Origin of the sequence: Alteromonas sp. KUL106, assembly GCF_009811415.1 — a bacterium.
GTDB lineage: Bacteria > Pseudomonadota > Gammaproteobacteria > Enterobacterales > Alteromonadaceae > Alteromonas.
Genome location: NZ_BLIG01000051.1, coordinates 78,125 through 99,157, shown reverse-complemented (window position 1 = coordinate 99,157; position 21,033 = coordinate 78,125). Strand labels below are relative to the sequence as shown.

General features: G+C 44.4%; 16 protein-coding genes. 10 read left to right on the top strand and 6 right to left on the bottom strand.

Annotation, left to right across the window (positions count from 1 at the left end; all coding sequences use genetic code 11):
- Window positions 1–187 precede the first annotated feature (187 nt).
- Both GVO63_RS18035 and GVO63_RS18030 read left to right on the top strand, forming a co-directional pair.
- The gene (locus GVO63_RS18035) at window positions 188–1,525 is read left to right on the top strand and encodes an MFS transporter (RefSeq protein WP_159581685.1); all 1,338 of its coding nucleotides are present in this window, start codon (window positions 188–190) and stop codon (window positions 1,523–1,525) included.
- A 156-nt stretch (window positions 1,526–1,681) separates the two neighbouring features.
- Complete coding sequence (locus GVO63_RS18030) at window positions 1,682–2,266, top strand: HAD family phosphatase (RefSeq protein ID WP_159581693.1); 585 nt, start codon at window positions 1,682–1,684, stop codon at window positions 2,264–2,266.
- A gap of 103 nt (window positions 2,267–2,369) precedes the next feature.
- Here the strand turns inward: GVO63_RS18030 and GVO63_RS18025 are convergent, their stop codons facing one another.
- Window positions 2,370–2,975, bottom strand: coding sequence for a hypothetical protein (locus GVO63_RS18025; RefSeq protein WP_159581684.1), 606 nt, complete (start codon window positions 2,973–2,975; stop codon window positions 2,370–2,372).
- 209 nt (window positions 2,976–3,184) lie between these two features.
- On the opposite strand from GVO63_RS18025, the gene GVO63_RS18020 reads away from it, so the two are divergent.
- A complete protein-coding gene (locus GVO63_RS18020; RefSeq protein WP_159581682.1) occupies window positions 3,185–4,048 on the top strand; it encodes an alpha/beta fold hydrolase in 864 nt (287 codons plus the stop codon).
- A 422-nt stretch (window positions 4,049–4,470) separates the two neighbouring features.
- Here the strand turns inward: GVO63_RS18020 and GVO63_RS18015 are convergent, their stop codons facing one another.
- Complete coding sequence (locus GVO63_RS18015; RefSeq protein WP_159581680.1) at window positions 4,471–5,472, bottom strand: LacI family DNA-binding transcriptional regulator; 1,002 nt, start codon at window positions 5,470–5,472, stop codon at window positions 4,471–4,473.
- A 325-nt stretch (window positions 5,473–5,797) separates the two neighbouring features.
- Here GVO63_RS18015 and GVO63_RS18010 point away from each other — a divergent pair, with 325 nt between their 5' ends.
- From GVO63_RS18010 to GVO63_RS17980, 7 genes are all read left to right on the top strand, one after another.
- Window positions 5,798–6,820 carry an aldose epimerase family protein gene (locus GVO63_RS18010; protein WP_159581678.1) on the top strand — a complete coding sequence of 341 codons (1,023 nt, stop codon included), beginning with the start codon at window positions 5,798–5,800 and terminating at the stop codon, window positions 6,818–6,820.
- Window positions 6,821–6,989: 169 nt separating this feature from the next.
- Window positions 6,990–8,045 carry a UDP-glucose--hexose-1-phosphate uridylyltransferase gene (locus GVO63_RS18005; RefSeq protein WP_159492246.1) on the top strand — a complete coding sequence of 352 codons (1,056 nt, stop codon included), beginning with the start codon at window positions 6,990–6,992 and terminating at the stop codon, window positions 8,043–8,045.
- A complete protein-coding gene (gene galK, locus GVO63_RS18000; RefSeq protein WP_159581676.1) occupies window positions 8,038–9,177 on the top strand; it encodes a galactokinase in 1,140 nt (379 codons plus the stop codon). Before GVO63_RS18005 ends, galK begins: the two co-directional genes overlap by 8 nt.
- Window positions 9,178–9,543: 366 nt before the next feature.
- A complete protein-coding gene (locus GVO63_RS17995; RefSeq protein ID WP_159492250.1) occupies window positions 9,544–11,106 on the top strand; it encodes a sodium/sugar symporter in 1,563 nt (520 codons plus the stop codon).
- Between the two features lie 265 nt (window positions 11,107–11,371).
- Window positions 11,372–11,953 carry a single-stranded DNA-binding protein gene (locus GVO63_RS17990; RefSeq protein ID WP_159492252.1) on the top strand — a complete coding sequence of 194 codons (582 nt, stop codon included), beginning with the start codon at window positions 11,372–11,374 and terminating at the stop codon, window positions 11,951–11,953.
- Window positions 11,954–12,393: 440 nt separating this feature from the next.
- Window positions 12,394–13,680: a dienelactone hydrolase family protein gene (locus GVO63_RS17985; RefSeq protein WP_201281931.1), complete on the top strand. Its 1,287-nt coding sequence runs from the start codon at window positions 12,394–12,396 to the stop codon at window positions 13,678–13,680.
- A gap of 164 nt (window positions 13,681–13,844) precedes the next feature.
- Window positions 13,845–14,936 carry a lipopolysaccharide assembly protein LapB gene (locus GVO63_RS17980; RefSeq protein ID WP_236552204.1) on the top strand — a complete coding sequence of 364 codons (1,092 nt, stop codon included), beginning with the start codon at window positions 13,845–13,847 and terminating at the stop codon, window positions 14,934–14,936.
- 64 nt (window positions 14,937–15,000) lie between these two features.
- On the opposite strand, the gene GVO63_RS17975 is transcribed toward GVO63_RS17980, so the two are convergent.
- The 4 genes from GVO63_RS17975 to GVO63_RS17960 form a co-directional block, all read right to left on the bottom strand.
- Window positions 15,001–17,130, bottom strand: coding sequence for an alpha-galactosidase (locus GVO63_RS17975; RefSeq protein WP_159581672.1), 2,130 nt, complete (start codon window positions 17,128–17,130; stop codon window positions 15,001–15,003).
- 98 nt (window positions 17,131–17,228) lie between these two features.
- The gene (locus GVO63_RS17970) at window positions 17,229–17,981 is read right to left on the bottom strand and encodes a SapC family protein (protein WP_159581670.1); all 753 of its coding nucleotides are present in this window, start codon (window positions 17,979–17,981) and stop codon (window positions 17,229–17,231) included.
- 7 nt (window positions 17,982–17,988) lie between these two features.
- Window positions 17,989–19,530 carry a tryptophan halogenase family protein gene (locus tag GVO63_RS17965; RefSeq protein WP_159581668.1) on the bottom strand — a complete coding sequence of 514 codons (1,542 nt, stop codon included), beginning with the start codon at window positions 19,528–19,530 and terminating at the stop codon, window positions 17,989–17,991.
- 27 nt (window positions 19,531–19,557) lie between these two features.
- Window positions 19,558–21,012, bottom strand: coding sequence for an SLC5 family protein (locus GVO63_RS17960; protein ID WP_159581666.1), 1,455 nt, complete (start codon window positions 21,010–21,012; stop codon window positions 19,558–19,560).
- Between the last annotated feature and the right edge of the window lie 21 nt (window positions 21,013–21,033).

The following is a 21,033-nucleotide window of genomic DNA, read 5'->3' as shown; positions in this document are numbered from 1 at the left end:
ACTATACCTGCGGTAACACGCCGCGATGACGAACATTTTAACTCTCGCTGAATGGGTAATTATCTATGCGGACTGGTATTATGCTACACTTCGCGACCGTATTCTTGATGCTGCAGAAACAGGTATTCTCTGCGCGCTTTTTTGTTTTTTTGTTTTTTGATTTTATTTATTGAGGGAAACAGACGCTTTGAACGCTTTGGAATTGCGCGCCGCGCTTGCACTCGCCTCCGTTTACGTACTACGCATGATGGGGTTGTTCATGGTTATGCCTGTGTTGGCTGTGGCCGCGATGGATTACCCCGATTATTCGCCGCTATTAGTCGGGCTTGCCGTGGGTGGATACGGCCTAACCCAGGCGGCACTGCAAATTCCTATGGGCATGATGTCTGACAAATGGGGACGTAAGCCCGTCATTTTACTGGGGCTGACAGTTTTTGCTTTGGGTAGCTTTGTGGCGGCCAGTGCCGACAGTATGGCCATGATGATTGTGGGGCGTATTCTTCAAGGCGCAGGGGCAATTGCCGGCGCGATAATGGCGCTAGCTACCGACGTAAGCCGAGAAAGCCAGCGAGCCAAAGTGTTAGCGGTTATCGGTATCGCCATTGGGTTTTCATTCTATCTAGCGGTTATTTTGGGGCCACTTATTGCGAACAACTATGGGCTTGCCGGTGTGTTTGGTATTACTGGTATTCTGGCCATTCTTTGCATGCCACTGGTGAAATGGGTAGTGCCAAACGGAGTGCAGCTTAGCAGTGGCGATACACTTCCACAAAAAGACCAGTTAAAACGTTTAATCTTCTCTTCACAGCTATGGCGTTTAAACGTGAGCGTCATGATTCTTCACATGCTGATAACGCTATTGTTTGTTCAATTACCGGTAACTCTACTTAATTTCGACATGACTTTAGACAGCCATTGGAGCGTTTATTTACCTCTGCTTGGCGCGTCTATTGTGGGTCTCATTGTTATGATGGGAGCGGCAAGGGGTCGCACCCCTAAGTCACTTCTTGTGACAGGTGTAGTGTTAATGGGCGGTGCTTTTTTGGCGCTCAGTTTAGAAGACCATAGCTGGTGGTGGGTGTGTGCCGCGGTCGTGCTTTTCTTTACTGGTTTTAATTATTTGGAAGCCAATTTTCCTGCCTTGGTATCGAGCATCGCACCGGCGGGGCAAAAAGGAACGGCCATGGGCCTTTATGCTAGCTTCCAGTTTTTTGGCGCGTTTTTAGGTGGTGTGATTTCTGGTTTAGTCACGGATGTTTGGTCGCAAGAATTAGCTTATGGCATTGGCGCTGCTAGTACTCTGCTATGGCTGTTCATTATTTTTGGTGTTAAAGAAGTGAGCCGTGTTAAACGCGTGATGATGAACGCCGAGTTAAATAGCTCAAATGTTGCTTCCATCGAAGCCGAGCTGAGTCTAGTGCCTGGTGTATTGGAAGTGACATTAAACAGTCAAAATAACGCGGTATATCTGAAAGTTGACCGTGACTTTGACGCGGTAAAAGCCCGAGATGTGTTGTCAGCTTAAAATGTCTTTACTTTTTGTTGCGTCGCCTTGATGTAGAACCACTGTATCTACTGCAACACGCCGCGACGATGAACATTTTAAATCTCGCTGAGCGGGTAATTATCTATGCGGATTAATGGTATGGACCCTACAATATTTGAAAAGGAAGTGAGCAGCATGATTGACCTAAGTCACTATAAAGCCATTATTTTTGACATGGACGGTACTTTGGTTGATTCCATGGGCGCCCATATTGATGCTTGGGCGCTGACGTGCCAGGCATTTGGCTATCCCTTCGACCGAGATTATCAATATAGTTTAGGTGGTGTTCCAACCTTTGAAACCGTGCATCTGATGAATGCTAAATATGGCAAAAGCCATGAGCCGTCAGAAGTGGCCGCGTATAAGAAACAGGCCTTTGAAGGGCTTGATCATGTTCCAAGGCTTATTCAAGATACTCTGGATGTGTTTAATCACTACAAGGGGTGCATGCCCATTGCTGTGGGTACAGGATCAGACAGGCAGCACGCCCAATGGGTGTTAAATGAACATGGCTTGCTCGACCAATTAGCAGCGCTGGTAACGGCCGATGATGTGTCTAAAGGTAAACCACACCCTGAAACCTTTTTGCGTGCAGCAGAATTAATGGGTGTAGCACCCCAGCATTGTGTGGTGTTTGAAGATACCGACATGGGCAGGAAGGCGGCTATTGATGGCGGCATGTCGTGCTTTATGGTGCACAACACGCGGCTTATCTACTAAAGGTTCTGCTAGGGAGCCTGTGAGCGCAGCGTGGTGAAAACAACGCTCAAACGGGGTCGCTCATTGACAGTACTTCAATGTTTTACATCTATGCGGACTGGTATTATATCGCCTCTATTTCGCTAAGCCCGTCGCCACAGTTGTGTAATAAGGACGATTTGATACGCTTGGTGGCATCATCAATGGCGGCTTTTATGGCATCAATGGCAATTTGATTGCTCTCTTCTTCACTGACATTGACACTCATGCTTTTCCCCTTAAACACAGTGACAGGTGAGTATTTTTCAGCATCAGCGGGCATGTATTCAACGTTAAGTAAAACCGTGGCAACCATATTAGTTCCCAAACTTTTCACAAACGCACGATTGAGCGCTACCTTCACACTATTGTTTGCGTCAATATTTGAGCTAACATTCATCTTTTCTAAGCTTTGTTGAAGAAGCGTATATAACGTGTCTTCTGCTACATTGCCGCTGCCTACAAGTAAATCTCTACTCGCCCGTGAATCGCTTAGTTCCATTAATTTTATGGGACACGCCTTAGCTTTTGATAACGTTAGTTGATAGTCTTTTTGTTGCGCTTCAGGAATGAGTGAAGAATCGAGTTCAGGAGGAGTAGACTCGCACGCGACTAACAAAGGTAGGGTACAGATAAATAACGCTGGCGTTGAGAACCTGAAGCGAGATATAGAAAAGATTAAATTTTTCATTAAGTTATTTTTGTTTTGTGCGGATAAACTACACTCAAGTATAAGAAAATGAGCCGTGCTAAGAAACAGAACAACTGTTGCAAACTGTAACAGCTTACTTAGCATAGTCGTAGTGGCGATATAGTGAGTGGCTTAATGATGAGACAGAATCAGCCAGATTAAAGCCAACGAAGATTTTCACAGCAATGATTCAACACGGACAGTTTTAAATGATGACCTTTAAAAATGCATTTTTCGGCCTGTTAGCGAGTCTGTCTCTCAGCGGGTGCGCAATAAACGTTTCACCCTCTGCTTTTTTCTACCAAGACAGTGAACAACAGTCGTTAGATGTTACCAAGCTGCATGGCGCTATCCAAAACGATAAAACAGCGGCGGGTATTACCCGTATCGAAGTTAAAAACAAACAAGGCCTGACACTGCGAGGTGTGGCAGTGTCTTATCCCAACCCGATTGTTAATATTGTATTTTTTGCAGATAACCGCATGCCTATAAGTGAAAACAACAGTGTTATTCACAGATTGGGTAAGCTGCCAGCCAATATTTTGTGGTTAGATTATCAAGGCGTGGGGGCTAGCGATAAAGCCAAAGCGTTAAGCATTAACGCGATAAAACAAGATGCACTGACGCAGTTTGACTATGTAGAAAGTGCGTTTGATACGTCTATCCCAACGATTGTTCATGGTCGGGGTATAGGCAGTTATTTTGCAAGTTATGTTGCGGCGAACAGAAAAATTGACGCTTTGGTGTTAGATGGTGCATTTAACAATATCTCAGATTTGATTGCGAACATGGTGCCGGGTTTTTCAAATTCGTTTACCGCGATGAAATTGCATGACGAAGTCCATAGTATGCAAATTGCCCCAATTCTGCGTCACTACGAAGGTCCGCTATGGCTGGTGGTTGGAGAGAAAGATAAAATAACGCCTTATCCCATTAGTCAGCAGTTACTGGAAGATGCGTCAAGCAGTGAAAAATATATTTCAGTCATCCCTGAAGCAACACATAACGCGACGTTGAAAAGTGACTATGCTATTGAACAGTACAAACAATTTTTAGTCAGATTCACCGAATAAGCCATTCTAACTCGCTGTGGATAACTAGTGGAAAACCTTGTTGGTAAGTCTGTTAATAGCCTTATTTGACAGTCGATCACGATCATTTAACTTGTCGATGGTGTGATCACGAAATGCTAGTTAAATCAAGCCCTGTAGCGCTATATCTATAGATCATGGCAATTTTTGATCGTAAACGTGTGTAGGATCAGGCAAATTTCTTCTTTGGGGATAAAAGTTATAAGCTAACCGATCAAGCGGGTATTTTTGTCAATAGTCTAGGGCGTGTTGATCTTTGTTGCGCAGGAATACCGCAAACTGCGCTTTGATAGGCCATTTAATAGGCTATCAAAGCGGTGCGTAATCGCTAAAAAAATACCCGCCATCGGCAGGTACATTTCGTTTTTAAGGCATCAGCTTGAAAAAGTGTGAACAGCCTAAGCTTAAATTCTCACGATGGAATCGCGTTTTACCACCGTAGGGGTATATTTAAATGTCAGTCCCTCTTCCGGGGTACTTCCAGACGCATATTTTAACGCTAGCTCAGCTGCTTTTGCTGCCATCATCTCAACAGGGTAGCGAAGTGTAGTTAATTTTGGACGGCAGTATTTCGCAAGTAAAACATCATCGTAACCCACGACAGATACTTGGTCGGGAACAGAGATTCCATGGTCTTGCAGCATGGTCATTGCGCCAGATGCCATAGCGTCGTTATACGCTAGCACAGCCGTAAACTTAGCCCCTGTGGCCAGTAAGTTTTGCATGGCTAACTCACCACCCTCTTGGTCGGGCGTCGCGTATTCAATCATGCTCTCAGGCAAACTTAATTTCGCATTGTCGATAGCGTTTCTTATGCCCTCAAGACGATGATTGGGGTCATCGATTCGATATTGACTACTAATAACGGCAACATGTTCGTGGCCTTGGTTAATTGCATATTCAGCCATCAATCGACCGCCGGTCACGTTATCTAGCCATACGCATCGGTTTGCAATTTCGCGAATATAACGGTTTATCAATACAAATCCCGGAACTTGATTAGCAAAGCCAATAAGGGTGTCATCGTCTAACGCCTTGCTATGAACAACCATGGCTTCAACCCGATGTTCTAACAAGGTTTCAATAGCGCGAAGCTCGGTTTCCTTTTCGATAGAGCCTGCACTAAGCAGAATTTGTACATTATTTTTACGGGTAACTGACTCAACGCCATGGGCGAGCATCGCAAAAAACGGATCGTGAAGTTCGGCAATGACCACACCTAAGGAGGCACTTCGTTTAGTGACAAGCGCACGGGCGTTAGCATTGGGACGGTATCCCATTTCTTCCATGATTTTTTTAACGCGTTTTCGAGTATCGTTCCCCACTTTCGGTCCGTTGTTGATCACCCGTGATACGGTTGCTAGGGAAACGCCGGCGGCTTGGGCTATATCTTTTATTGTTGCCATTTTCTTTATTAACTTCGTTTTTTATGCATTGAGGGCCGTTACACCTGATAGCTATAGCGTACATTATATTTACAAAAAAAGATAAAACATCTCATCTAAAGGCGCCCACAGCGCAGTAAGCTAGTGTGAATTTTATCACCACGAAATTAGCCTATAAGAGATCCCGCCTTTTATATTTATCGTTTTAAACGCTATAAAAAAAAATGGAAAACGTATAACCTCTCTACGTTTTAATTTTTGGATTCAAGTACTGATATTCACAGTGATATGCCTAAGGTAGGTTTATGTTTACCTTATTGGCACATATTAAGGTAAATAATTTGTTATGAAAATAAAGGTATCTGCATTCGGTAAAGTGAACGGTGAAAACGTCAGTGCTTACACATTAAAGAACGCCAGTGGCATGTCTGTTATCTTGTTAAACTACGGCGGCATTATCAAAGAAATCAACGTTGAGAATGCACAAGGCAAGGTAATAAGTTGTGTTCAGACCTTTGATACGTTGCAAGAATATATCGACGACTCAAGCTATCGCGGTGCAATTGTTGGTCGCTATGCAAATAGAATAGGCCAAGGCACATTTACCTTAAATGGCGTGCAACACAAGCTTGATAAAAATGGCGGAGAGCATAATCTGCATGGCGGTCTTGCCGGCTTTCACAAAAAGGTGTGGCAAGCAAACACTCAAGAATCAGAGGAAAGCGCTAGCGTAATTTTTACGTTGACCAGTCCTGACGGGGAAGGAGGCTTCCCGGGCAATGTCAAGGTGACAGCTTGCTATACGCTGAATAATGATAATGAACTTTTACTGAAGTTATCAGCCACCACAGATAAAGAAACCCCGCTGAGCTTTACCCAGCATGCCTATTTTACCTTGAGTGAGGATACTAAGGTCGGCACCACGCAGCTGCATATTGATGCTGAAAGAGTAACAGATGCCGATGGGACGCTATTGCCAACCGGACAATTCGTTGACGTACGCGACACACCTTTTGATTTCTTAACGTCAACGCCAATAGCACAAAGAGCAAATCAGCAAGCGACGCATCGCTTATTTGATATGGTGGGCGGATACGACCATAACTATGTGCTTCGGGCGCCAAATGGCGAAGAGCCACAAGCGACAGTTAAAGCACCCGACACGGGAATTGTGATGGCGCTTTATACTACATTACCTGGTTTGCAATTTTATACGGGCAGTCTCAAGAGTGAAGAGCAGCTTGGTGCGTTATGCTTAGAGCCGCAACATTTTCCTGATGCACCAAACAAACCCGAATTTCCTAATTGTTTCGTTAAACCTGAAGACACGTTTGAGGCGGTAATCAAATATAAGTTTAGCCTTCAGTAAATCCGCTATAATGGCAAAAGAAAATTATTTGTTACTAATTTAACAAATAATTTTCTTTGTTACTTAATTGATAAAAAATGACGCATAATATATGATTGAAAGGGTAAACGTTTAACCCTATTAGGTGTTGCGTAATATTGCGCAACTGACCAATTCAGAGAGAGTGATTATGGGAACGCCTTTCGACCCTACAAATGATCCACATCGCCGTTACAATCCGTTGTTAGGGCAGTGGGTGTTAGTGTCGCCTCATCGAGCTAAGCGTCCTTGGCAAGGCGCTTCAGAAGAGCCTAACAATGAGCAAAAGCCATCTTACGACTCTACCTGCTACTTGTGTCCAACCAATACGCGAGTCAATGGTGAAGTTAACCCCGACTACACGGGGACATTTGTCTTTCAAAACGATTTTGCTGCGCTCAAGCAAGACACAGAACAAGCGAGTGAGAAAAAGGGACTTTTTCAATTTGAAACGGAACAGGGCTGTAGTCGTGTAATTTGCTTTTCGCCTGATCACAGCAAAACGCTGCCTGAGCTTACTGATGAAGAGCGTTTAGACGTTGTTAATACGTGGAAAGCGCAAACCGCTGAGCTGGGTGAAACGTACCGCTGGGTACAGGTTTTTGAAAATAAAGGCTCAATGATGGGCTGCTCAAACCCGCATCCTCATGGTCAGGTATGGGCACAACAGCATATTCCCACAGATCCAGCAAAAAAAGTGGTGCAGTTAAAGCAGTACTTCAATGAAAACAACACCCCCATGCTTCTCGACTATGCAGAACAGGAAGTGGCGAAGCAAGAGCGTGTTGTATGCCAAAACGATGAGTGGGTAGTTGTGGTACCGTACTGGGCTGCATGGCCATTTGAAACCCTATTGCTACCGCGGTTCGACGTACAATCAATGCACTCGCTATCAAGTGCCCAGTCGCTCTCACTCGCTAAGATCATCGGCGAGATAACGTCGAAGTACGATAATTTATTTGAGACCTCTTTCCCTTATTCGATGGGATGGCACAGTGCTCCATTCGACCATGAGGCGCACCCAGAGTGGACGTTACATGCGCATTTCTTTCCTCCGCTTCTTCGTTCAGCCAGCGTGCGAAAATTCATGGTTGGTTATGAAATGATGGCCGAGGCGCAGCGAGATTTAACACCCGAACAAGCAGCAGACAGATTAAAAGCGCTGTCTACCGTGCATTATAAAAAACGTGAGAATGCGAATGGATAACCAAGTACTTTCAACTAAGTTTGAAGCGCAATACGGCCATATGCCGGAACTTATTGCCCATGCTCCTGGCCGAGTAAACCTAATTGGAGAACACACGGACTACAATGAAGGTTTTGTATTTCCTGCCGCGATTAATTTCGGTACTTGGGTTGCAGCTACTAAACGAGATGATAGCGAGATTTTGGTAACAGCGCTGGATTACGAAGGCCAGCAAAATCAATTTCCATTATCTGACATTGTCTACGACGAAGAACAGGGTTGGGCGAACTACGTTCGCGGCGTTGTAAAAGTATTAAAAGAAACAATGCCAGATGTGGGTGGTGCAAACCTATTGGTAACTGGAAATGTACCTCAAGGTGCTGGTTTGAGTTCTTCAGCGTCATTCGAAGTGGCTATATTAAAAGCGTTGAGTGCTTTGTACGAACTGCCGTTAGACGGGGTGCAAGCAGCACTTCTTGGTCAAAAAGCAGAGAATACCTTTGTGGGCTGTTCATGCGGCATTATGGACCAGCTTATTTCTGCGATGGGTAACGAAGGGAGCGCCATGCTTCTCGACTGTCAGTCGCTGGCGATTGAGCATTCACCTCTACCTGATTCACACCAAATCGTTATTATCAACTCAAATGTGAAGCGCGGCTTAGTTGATAGCGAATATAACTTGCGTCGCGAACAATGTGAGCAAGGTGCCTCATTATTAGGCGTCTCGTCACTTCGAGAGGCCACGATGGAAATGCTGGAAAATGCAAAGCCGCATATGCCAGAGGTCGTTTATCGTCGTGCACGACATATTATTACTGAAAATGCCCGTACGTTAACGGCAAGCAACGCATTGAAAAGCGGTGATATCGAAACCGTAAGTATTGCGATGGCTCAATCACATGTCTCCATGCGTGATGACTTCGAAATTACCGTACGCCCTATCGATTACTTGGTTGAGATCATTGACGATGTTCTAGGTAAGTCAGGTGGAGTACGAATGACTGGCGGTGGCTTTGGTGGTTGCGTAGTCGCGCTTGCCCCTACCGACAAAGTGGATGCTGTGAAGCAAGTGGTTGAAGACAAATACTTTGATGAAACCGGCTATAAAGCCGATATCTATGTGTGTACAGCGACACAAGGGGCATTCGCGTAGCGACAGTGTCCTGCTGACTAAACCTCTCTTTAAGTATGAATTTTTACTTCATGAAACAATTTTACTTTTAAGACGTGTTGTTCCCTTAGCCGCACCTTCAGGTTGCGGCTTTTTTTTTACATAAAACACACATTTCTTCTTAAAAAAAGTAAACAAAGTGTGGTACTAATAGGTCCGCAATTACTCGCTGTTCACTATTTATGTTCTTAGAACATTAACTGTGTAGTTAGTGGATTGTTAATGCGTCTATATAAAGGCGCAACGCTGGTGTGGCAAAAACTATAATAATTATAAAAACAATTTTTCACCTGTGTTCCCTGCATAAATACAACCGCCGCACCCAAAATAAACACTTTGGGAAAAACTATGAAATTAGCATCAATAGATATCACTTTGTTTGTGATATACGTCGTCGCGCTCATTGCAATTGCGTGGTGGGTATCTCGTGAAAAGCAGGGACATCAAAAGGACACCAACGATTACTTTTTAGCAGGTTCGAGCTTACCCTGGTGGGCTATCGGCGCCTCGCTTATCGCAGCCAATATATCTGCTGAACAAATAATTGGCATGTCTGGTTCGGGTTATCAATTAGGCTTGGCAATTGCTTCTTATGAGTGGATGGCTGCCATTACGCTGCTTATTGTGGGTAAGTTCTTTTTGCCTATTTTCTTGAAACATAAAATATACACCATGCCTCAATTTTTAGAGCAGCGTTATGACCATCGCGTGCGCAAAGTGATGGCTATCTTCTGGTTAGGGGTTTATGTATTTGTAAATCTCACAGCGGTGCTGTGGCTTGGTGCGCTTGCTATTAATACCATAGCGGGCGTCGATATGATCTACGGTATGATGTTCCTGGGTCTTTTCTCGCTAACTTATTCACTCTATGGCGGGTTAAAGGCAGTGGCGTTAACCGACATCATTCAGGTGGTGCTGCTTGTGCTTGGCGGCCTATTTCTATCATACACCGCGCTCAACCTTATCAGCGACGGCAACGGTGCAATTCAAGGGTTCATTGATTTAACCAATAAGTTGCCTGAAAAGTTCGACATGATTTTGTCGAAAGATAACCCTCACTACATGGATTTGCCCGGTATTTCAGTGCTAGTAGGGGGAATGTGGATTATGAACCTGTCGTACTGGGGGTTTAATCAATACATTATCCAGCGCACGTTAGCGGCGAAAAGCGTACAAGAAGCACAAAAAGGCATTGCGTTTGCGGCATTCCTAAAATTGCTTATGCCGCTAATTGTCGTACTACCAGGAATTGCTGCGGTGCTTATCGTGCCGGATCTGTCGAAGCCAGACCAAGCATACCCAAGCCTCATGACACTAATGCCTGTTGGTCTAAAAGGTATCATTTTTGCGGCATTAGTCGCGGCGATCGTGTCTTCGCTAGCGTCTATGACAAATAGCGTATCTACCATATTTACCATGGACCTTTATAAAGATAAGCGTCCAAACGAGTCTCAGCAGCACTACGTAAAAGTGGGTCGAATCGTGAGCCTTGTCGCACTTATTATAGCAATGATCGTGGCTAAACCGTTGTTAGGAAACTTTGATCAAGCATTCCAGTATATCCAGGAGTTTACCGGCTTCTTTACACCAGGAATCTGCGCGCTATTCGTGCTAGGCATGTTCTGGAAGAAAACCACGGCAAACGGTGGCCTTTTAGCCGCACTAGGTTCATTTGTTTTAAGCCTCTTATTTAGACAATTTTTGCCAGAACTGCCGTTTATCGACCGAGTAGGCATTGTGTTCTTACTTTGCGTTGCGCTGGCTGTGGTTGTTTCTCTTCTAGAGAAAAAAGGCATTAGTGAAAGCGCGGTTGACCTAAACGAAGTGCAATTTAAAACAACGAGTGGATTTAACGTAGCGTCTTTGGCTGTAGTAATACTTACCGCAGCGTTTTACATCACGTGGTGGTAGCTTCAGTAAAGGGCGTTTAAACCTAAACGCCCTGACTAAGGGTTGCTAAAAACAACGCGAAAGTTCAGAAGACGCTGACAACAAATTTTGTTAAGTTCTAGAATGTGTTGCAGTTAGTATCGTAAACGTAGGGCGAAAAACTGTAATTTTCCCTCACAAAATACGATATACTAACCGGCTAATATTCGATGAAATTTCGCGCTTGCTGATGTCCGAATAAGACGATTCATGCAGCAAGCCACTAAAAACGTTACAGGAGACATCAATGGCAACGAAAGGCGTTAATAAGGTTATTCTTGTTGGAAACCTTGGCAATGATCCTGAAGTTAGATACATGCCTAACGGAAACGCCGTTGCGAACTTAAGCCTAGCAACTAGCGAAAGCTGGAAAGACCAACAAGGTCAGGTTCAAGAGCGCACTGAGTGGCACCGCCTTACAATGTATCGTCGCTTAGCTGAAATTGCCGGAGAGTACCTGAAAAAGGGCTCGCAAATTTACGTTGAAGGTAAATTGCAAACGCGCAAGTGGCAAGATCAGCAAGGCCAAGATAAATACACGACTGAAATCATCGTCGATCAAATGCAAATGCTTGGCGGTCGCGGCGGTGAAGGTGGCGGCGGTAACGGCGGCTATCAGCGTCCTCAGAACAACCAAGGTGGTTACAACCAGGCACCTGCACAAGGCGGTTATAACCAAGCTCCGCAACAAGGCGGTGGTCAGCAGGGATATAACTCAAACCAAGGCGGTGGATACAATCAAGCGCCACAAGGTGGTAGCCCTTCTCAGCCTAAAAACCCACCTATGGCTGAACCTGATTTTGATTTTGACGACGATATCCCGTTCTAATCAATAACAAACCGAAAATTGCTCAATAAATCATTGAAAGCCGCATTCTCAGCGGCTTTTTTTTGAGGTAATTTCCCCCTAATGCGAGACTGATATTCATTTTACTGTCGATGGTGATTTAACACGCTTAAAGCCAGTTGTTGATGAAATGTAGAAGGCTTATCTGAATAAATAACAAACATTAGGTGTTACGTTTAACCCATTTTTTTCAGTGACATTTATGCTGAGGTTAAGAAGTCTGATAGTCGCAGGGTATACCCGTTCTTTTCTGTGCTCATGAAATTCAAACGCCTTTATAAACGCTGCAAAGCAGTAAATTTCTGTTTCATTAATTTTTTTTATTTCTTTTTATCACCAATAATAATGGTGGTTTCCTTGTGTGGCTTCTAATAGGGGGTATTATAAATTCGCCCATAAATAACGAGAAAACGAACAAAATTATGAAAACGTTATCCCTTTTCTTTGGCGCTGTTGCTCTAGCGTCTACGACAGCGATGTTATCCACATCAGTATCTGCAGCACAAACGCTTTATAAACCTTTCCCCGCTGACGTGATGCCGTCGCTAAGTGATAAAGGTGCGCATCATGTAGGCGTCAAAACGATAGAAGCGACATTTCCAGACACAGTGAAAAATATTGCCGGCAATGATGTTGAACGCACACTTACTCTTGAAGTGTGGTACCCCGCAGAAAGCAGCGGAGAAACCGCAACCTATATTAATGAAACTCGAAGCGGCCAGGTATTTGAAATTCAGGCAGACGCAAGTCGTGAAGCTCCCATTGCTAAAGCTGAAGCCCGCTATCCCGTTATTGTTATTTCTCACGGTTATACTGGCTACCGTACGCTTATGTATTATTTGGGCGAACACCTTGCGTCTCATGGCTATGTCGTTGCCGCTATCGACCATACAGACTCCACGAACAAAGATGTTAATTTTGCAGAAAACCCGTATTCAGGTTTTCCAAGCACATTATTAAATCGCTCACGAGACCAAGTACTGACGTTAAACAGCATCAGCGAAAACGAATTTTTTAAAGACAATGTAGATGCAAGCAAAGCTGGGATTATTGGTTATTCAATGGGTGGCTACGGGGCGGTAAGTACCGTAGGTGGTTGCTACGCATTTAACGACCAAGCGGCGGCAACCTTTACCGGTACACAAGACCCTAAAGTAGCTGCTCTAATAAAGAATGCGCTTAACACCTGTGCCGGTGGTAACGACAGCAGCGATGATGTGCTTCCTTCATGGAAAGCGGCACTCGCACTTGCACCATGGGGTGGTCAACATCAGCTATTTGACGTTGAATCACTAAATAACATCAAGGTGCCGGTTCTTTATGTAGCAGGGGATAACGACGATATTTCTGGTTACGACGGCATTAAGTGGTTATTTGAAAATACCGGCAGTAAAGGTTCTAAATTACTGACTATTAAGAATGCGCGTCATAATGTAGCGCCTCACCCCGCGCCTAAAGAAGCCTATGGTAGTGAGTTTGACTTAGGTAGCTACATTGAGCCCGCGTGGGAAGTGCAAAAGTTAAACGCAATAAACGAGCACTTTGCACTGGCGCTTATGAACTGTCATGTCAAAGGAATGTCCGACTACTGTGAGTTCCTAAATGTCGAAGGTTCAAGTGCGCAAGTGCCGGTTGACGGTAAAAAGCCAGAGCCTTGGAAGGGCTTTGATGATCGCTGGGCATTAGGCTTAGAAATAGAAAGTAAGTAATGTTCTATCAAGGGTGCGCGAGCACCCTTTTTTATTTCTTGTTACATCTTTTCGCTGTACCCCCACTTTTTTTGACGTAACGTATTAAACATGATTTTTTTCTCCTTGTAGCCGAAGGTGCTTTCTGGGAATAGACCTTCAAACCCAACCATAAGGATATGAAGATGCGTAAGTTAACCGTGTCAGTGTTGTGTCTTTGCTCTCTAATAATATTGCCTTCAACCATCGTGGCCCAAAGTCTTGCAAAAGATCAAAGCAGTGTCCCAGGGAGCGTCGGTGATATTGAGGTGTTACAAACCTACTTCAAACAGGGCGACTTTAAGTACGTTGTAGAAACCCTCGAATCAATTAAAGAAAAGTCGCCAGAACAGCACAACATGCTTATTTCTGCGCTTATGAACATAGATTTAGATGATGCGGAAGAGGCTGCGGATCAATTTATTCAGTATTACAGTAACAATTATAAGGCTTATCACACTCACGCTAGCGTAATGGGGGCCCAAGCTTCAAGTAGTATATTCTCAGCCCTGAGTTATGCTAAAAAAGCCAAGGAGAGTCTAGAAAAAGCTGTAGAAATTGCCCCTGATGAGGTGGCTGTCTACCAAGCATTGATGCAGTTTCATCTAATGGCGCCATCGATTGCTGGAGGTGACACCGATGAGGCAATGAGGCTTGCTCAAACAATTTCAAAACTGGATCCTGCGGAAGGCCAATTTGCTCTCGCTAACGTTTACCTCAATGAAGATAAACAAGCTGAAGCCGAGGCAATATTTGCTTCTTTAATTAAAGATAATAATACTCAAATTCGTGCCAGAGTTGAGTTAGGCAGTTTCTATTTAGGCAACGAGCAGTACGCTGCGTCTTACAATACATTGCTGCCCTTATCAGAGACGGATTTAGCTCCGGTTGCGAAAACAGACGGTGAAGAATGGGATACTTACCAGAAGCGTAAAGCTAGCCTTATGTATGGAAAATATCGTTTAGGGCAAGTTGCTGTTGAAAGTGGCGAGTACACGGATCTGGGCATCACCACGCTAAAAAGCTATTTGAAAGATTATGAAACCGCGACAATTGATACCGACGGCCTGCCGACTGCCAAATGGGCCCAGCTGCGCCTAGCCGAACTCCTTCTTAACGCCAACAACCTCAGTGAAGCACAAGAGGTGGTTGAAGCTATCAAAGAGGATAAGGACGAGCGTTTTTCTAAAACACTCAAGAAAATTAAAAAGGCATTAAAAAAGCGAGCGGCGGCTTAACGCCTCGCCACTCGCCTCGTCTTTTGTAGTCTATGTTTTGTATCGCGCGTCGTGCTTTAACAAGCTACACCGCTTTTACGGTATAAATTAATGCAGTTTGTGGGAAGAGTACCGGCAGCTGCATACCATATTTCATTAGGACTTCACCCGAGAATACGTGCCCTTCAGTTTGCTGCAAAATAGATGGCGTGTATTCTTTTAGCTTTTCAGGCCATACTCGCTCAATGGTGTATTGCTTGTCAGCATCAAGCCCTGCGAAGTAAAAACGGTTAGGCGTGGTGCGTACGGTTTCTATCACACTGTTATAAGCAAAAATGCCTTCTTGTTTGTCTTTTGATACATAACCAAATTTCACATTCATGCCGTCATCGTCCATACGAAACAGATCGCCGCCGTGTGTTATATGACGATATTTCTTATAGAGCGAAATGGCATTGGCCAATACTTTTTGCTCGTGATCTGTCAGTTCACGCGGGTCCATCTCGATACCCATATGACCAAACAAGGCCACAGCCGCACGAATCTCAATAGGTAAGTGTCTGCCCGTAATATGACAGTCACGTGGGCCAACATGGGCACCCATTACTTCAGACGGGAAAAAATAAGAGCAGCCGCGTTGAATATACAATCGGTCTAGTGCGTCGTTAGAGTCCGACGTCCAGAAGCGGTCAGTGTGTGGCAATATGCCCAAATCTACACGGCCGCCGCCTGAACAGCAGCTTTCAATCTCAATGCCTGGCTTTGCGGCTTTGACACGGTCAATTAAGCTGTAAAGCGCGGCCATTTGACCATGCATTGCCGGTTTACCCTGAAGATTGCCTGGATGGTTTACGTCGCGGTTCATGTCCCATTTAATGTAGCTAATTTTGGGATACGCTTTTAGGACATCGGTAATGACTTTATACAGGTACTCAACCACTTCAGGGTTGGTTAAGTCCAACACATATTGGTTTCTGAACGGAACGTGAGGGTTGTTTTCAGTATGCAGTGCCCATTCAGGGTGTGCGCGGTATAAGTCGCTGTCTGGGTTAACCATTTCTGGCTCAAACCAAATGCCGAATTCCATGCCAAGACCAGTAACATGGTCAATTAGCCCATCTAATCCTTCAGGATAAATCGCTTCATCCACAAACCAGTCACCAAGACCCGCTTTATCGTTTCTGCGTCCTTTGAACCAACCATCGTCTAACACGAAACGCTCAATACCCAATGGCGCTACTTTATCAGCTAAGGCTTTAAGTTCTTCTTCATTATGGTTGAAATAAATCCCTTCCCACGTGTTGTAGTGTACAGGGCGAGGCTTAGATTCAGCGCTGTGATTTAGCACATTGCTGCGAATGAAATTGTGGAACTGTTGCGACAGGGAAGAGAAACCTTCACAGCCATAGCCAGTATAAAGCACAGGTGATGTGTAGCTTTCTCCTGCACTAAGAACCACTTCCCCTGGGAATAGTAATTCACCAAATTGAACATAGCTTCTACCGTCAGCCATTAGTTCTGCGCGAAGCTTATGGTTTGCAGAAGCGCCCAGGTGATAACCATAGCATTCGCCTTGCAGTTCTCCCGTCCCTTGAGGGAATGCAATCAGGCCAGGGAAGGTGTCGTGAGAGGTTTTGCCACGGCGGTTTTCACGCACATAGCTACCAAAGAATAAATCGTGATCTTTAGTTTGAAACTCTGCTGACCAGCGGCCTTCAAATGTCTTGATTTTGGTTACTGTCGTCGGCAGTGGAAGACTCGCAGCATTTAAATAACTGAGGTTTAGCGCACTGCTTCCGCTGTTTTCAATGCGAGAAACGTATTTAACAACGCTAGTCTCTGCATCGAGTTCAACAGTAGTAATAAGGCGCATGCCGCGATGAGTGTCTTCAGCGATAAAAGAGGCGCATAACCCTTCTTGATTAATGTCAATCAAACTGAAGCCCGCCGACCATTGATCTGCATCGCCTGATACTTCAAGCCCAGGCTGACCTGTCCAACCTTCACCGTGGGTCGGCACGAGTGAAATAGGAGGCTCAATAACAGGCGCACACTTAGCTTCTTGGCGTGTGTTTAAAACGCTGAGCATTTCAGGCGTTGTGCTGTCACTTAATGGCGCACCATAGTAAATGACTTTTGGCATACGACCCTGACAGTCGAATATTAAGGTGACTTTTTCGTTCGACAGGCGTACGAATTGAGAAAGTGACGACATAAAAACCTCATTTTACATGTATAGATGATTGTGGCACATGTTGTTTTAAGAATAGAACTGACGGGCGCAGCAGGATATGCTGCGCCTTGTGTTAGGTTTTACATAGGTTTGTTAAGTTTAATACCAACCCGTGTGGCAGGGTCTTCGAGTGATTCAGTAAGCTGCACTAGCCTATTGTATTGTCTCAGGGAAAGTAGCATGGCGTTTATCGCCATAGAAATACCTTCTTTATGAAACTTAACAATCGTGTCAGCTTCTAATTGCGCATATTTTTCTTCATTAACAGAATAGAGGTTGCTTGAATGAATTATTTGCCCCGAGGCGCGCGTTATTGAAACAGAAAGTGGAGCCAGTAAGTCGTATTGTTTTAATATATCGACAAACGCATTAGCTTGTTGTTGGCCTTCAAGCAAGGCTGCAAGATTTTCCTGCTGTTGTTTGAGCAATGTGGTGGGGTGTCCATCACTTGAGAACAGCGCAGCCCCAACGTCATCAATATTGGTAAAGCGTGTGCTGTTTTCGTCGATTAAAACACTCACTCGTTGTTCATCAATTGAATAATTGAATGGGTAGCACTGAACACTTAATGGAACAGCATGGCCCAGCCACTGTCGCTCGTGATAGAACACGTTACCAAACCCCTCAAAACCCAAACAACAGGTTAAAGATAAAACGTCTGAGGCCTCATCGTGCACTAAAACAAGCGGCATGCAGCCACTCAGAGTGGCGATTTCATTAAACCCAATGTTTACGAAGTTGAATAATTTTGAATGACTAAACGTTGGGTCATTTTTAAGTTTGATGCTCTTGTGTTTAACAGGTTCAAGAGGAATAAAACGAGTTCTAGACATAATTCATTCACTTAAAAAAGCTGTCGATTAGGCCTCTATGTGAGGGCATACGGGCTTGTAGTTGTTTAATGAGAGCTTTGTTTAAAGACAATTGTTTGTTGGCGAAATCGACGTGCTTTAATGCCCTTTTATAAAAACTGTTGGCCGTCGCGCCTTCGGCTTTATCAAGCATTCCATAAAGAATATAGCGGTAACTTTGTGCGCTAAACGTATCACTGGTTCGCGAAAAGTCACTTTCTAACACGGGTCTTAAACGCCACTCTTCTAGTAACTCAGATAGTTCAAAGGGAATGGATTCACTGCTGCGATTGTCTTTCCAAAACGGCGAGTCGTTATTGCTAAGTACATAATGAAGTTTAAGAAAGTTTATCGCGCTTTCCCACATACCTTTAAGCTGTTCGTTAAAGCGTCTTTCTACAGATGCCATAACACATTTGTCAGCAGGAAGTTGTTCGGCAAGTAAAGTTGCACTTTGTTCGATAAGCATCAATGAAGAAGCCTCCAAAGGTTCTAAAAACCCACTAGAGAGCCCTATCGCTACACAATTCTTTTCCCAGAACTTCTTCCTATAACCTGTTTTAAAACGTATTTCCCTGAATGATGAGGTATCTATGGAATCTGAAGTATGCAGCTTTAAGTAGTCTGCGAAGGTCTCCCTTGCCGCTTCATCGTCTTGATGGCGAGAGCTGAAAACATAGCCTGTTCCTCTGCGATGCTGTAGGGCAATATCCCACACCCACCCTGCTTTCTGCGCTGTAGATTGGGTATAGCAAGCAATAGGAGCGTTCGGGTCTTGGTAAGGGAGTTGAAAAACCAGCGCTCTATCAGCAAAAAGAATATGGGAAGCATCAGTTAGCTCGATATTTAACGCTTTATCTATGAGTAGGCCGCTAAAACCGGAACAATCGACATATAAATCAGCTTGAATTTCACCGTGTCCACGAGTGCTAAGACCACTGATCCCCATTTCATTTTGCTGGACCGATGTGACGTCATCTACTATGCGATTGACGCCTAGCTTATGAACGCAATGCGAACGAAGTAACTCGATAAATTGCCCTGCATCTAAGTGATATCCATAATTTGCAACGAAGCTTTGATTGGATTGTGGTGACATTTTTGGCGCCAACCCTTCATCGCATAAAGAGGGTTGGAAACAAACATCACTCGCATACTGTCCTTGCTCTGTATTCATTGAAAGCCAATATGGGCTGATATCCAAATTGGCAGAGCCTTGGGGTGCACTGAATGGATGGTAATATGCATTACCTAATCCACTATGATGCCAGTTTACAAATTTGCTAGCTTGCTTGAAGGTGGCACTGGCGCGTTTAACCAGATCTGACTCAGATATCCCAATTTTAGATAACGTATGGCGCATGGTAGGCCATGTTCCTTCGCCAACGCCGATGGGATGAACTGATTCTGATTCAATAACTGTGATGGACAATAAATTGCCCGCATCATCAGGTTTGCAGTGTGTTGCAGCGAGCAGGCCGGCCGTAAGCCATCCTGCTGTTCCCCCGCCAACAATAACTATCTGATTCATTTGAGCAACACCATGAAAAAAGCTCTTTTAGCCATGAACGCTTTCATCGTCTACAAGTCGACCGCGCCACTCCGCTTTTTGCCTGAAAACAAGCCGGTTTAGTAAAAGCGCAAGTGCGATACAGCAAACGAGAGTCACTAACATTAAATGAATATAGTGCAAACCGAAAGGAGCATGTACAAAGCTAAAGTAGGCGTAAAGCCCTACGCCGAATACCACAGCTGCAATGCCAGCGTTAGCGTTTACGTTGTTAAACAATAACCCGACAATAAAGATTGATAGAATCGGCATGCTTAATAAACCGAAAAGCTGCTGGAGTAAGTTAATAATACTTTCCGCTTGGGCGTATATCGGTACCATCAATAGCGATACTATGGTCAATGCTGCGGTAACAATGCCGCTTAAACGGGCCACATTAGGCTTTTTCTGTATATAAGCTTCGTGTATGTCGCATACATAAAGTGCGGTGGCAGAGTTCAAGTTACTGTTGTAAGTTGTTAAAACGGCTGCTGCCAATGCCGCAGCAAACACTCCAGATAACCATTCTGGGAGTACATCACCTACCAAGGTGCCATAAGCCGCGTCGTTTATGTCACCATAAAGTTTAAATGAGATAATGCCCGGCACAACGATGATAGTCGGTACTATGATGAAGCGTATAATCGCGGCAGCGTAAACACCTTTTTGCGCTTCCTTTAGGTTCGGTGCCGCCATTGCACGCTGTGTAATGACCTGATTGGTACTCCAATAAAAGGTTTGAATGAAAATCATACCCGTCAGTAAGGTGTGCCAAGGAAGAGGTGAATCATTGTCCCCGATAAGGGTAAGACGTTCTGCTGGAATACCCGAAAAATCAAAATCAATAGCGATTAATGCTAAAACCACCACCACTATTGCCATCACAAGTAAAAGGACTCCAGAGTAAGTGTCTGATACGGCCACCGCGCGCAAACCGCCAAAAATGGCGTAAAACGCACCAATAAGTGCAAATGCAGTCGCCACGTACATAAGTGGAATGTCTACATTAAACATGTTGATCATGAACAGGGAGCCTGAATAAATGACTGCAGGCATGAAAATAAGGCTACTTCCTAAGAAAAAAAGCAGTCCTATCAACGCACGAATATGCTTGTTGTTATAGCGCATTTCTAGCAGTTCAGTGGTTGTTGTGCATTGATAATGATAGTAAACCGGTAGAAACACTCTTGCTAAAATGATCAATCCAGCTACAGCAGCAAACTCCCACCAAGCTAGAAGGGCCATTTGATTGCCATTCATACCAACAAGTTGGTCGGTACTCAGGTTTGTTAAGGTAATTGAGCCCGCGACGAAAATCCATGTAAGTCCGCCGCCTGCTAGAAAATATTCTTTGTTTTCGTTAGCTTTACTGTGCCCGTGACCGCGACATTTCAAGTAGGTAAGAAGGCCAATAAGCGCGGTGATAAAAATAAAAACGACAAGTTGGGTTAAGCTGCCTGACACGAAAAACTCCTCAGCAGATTA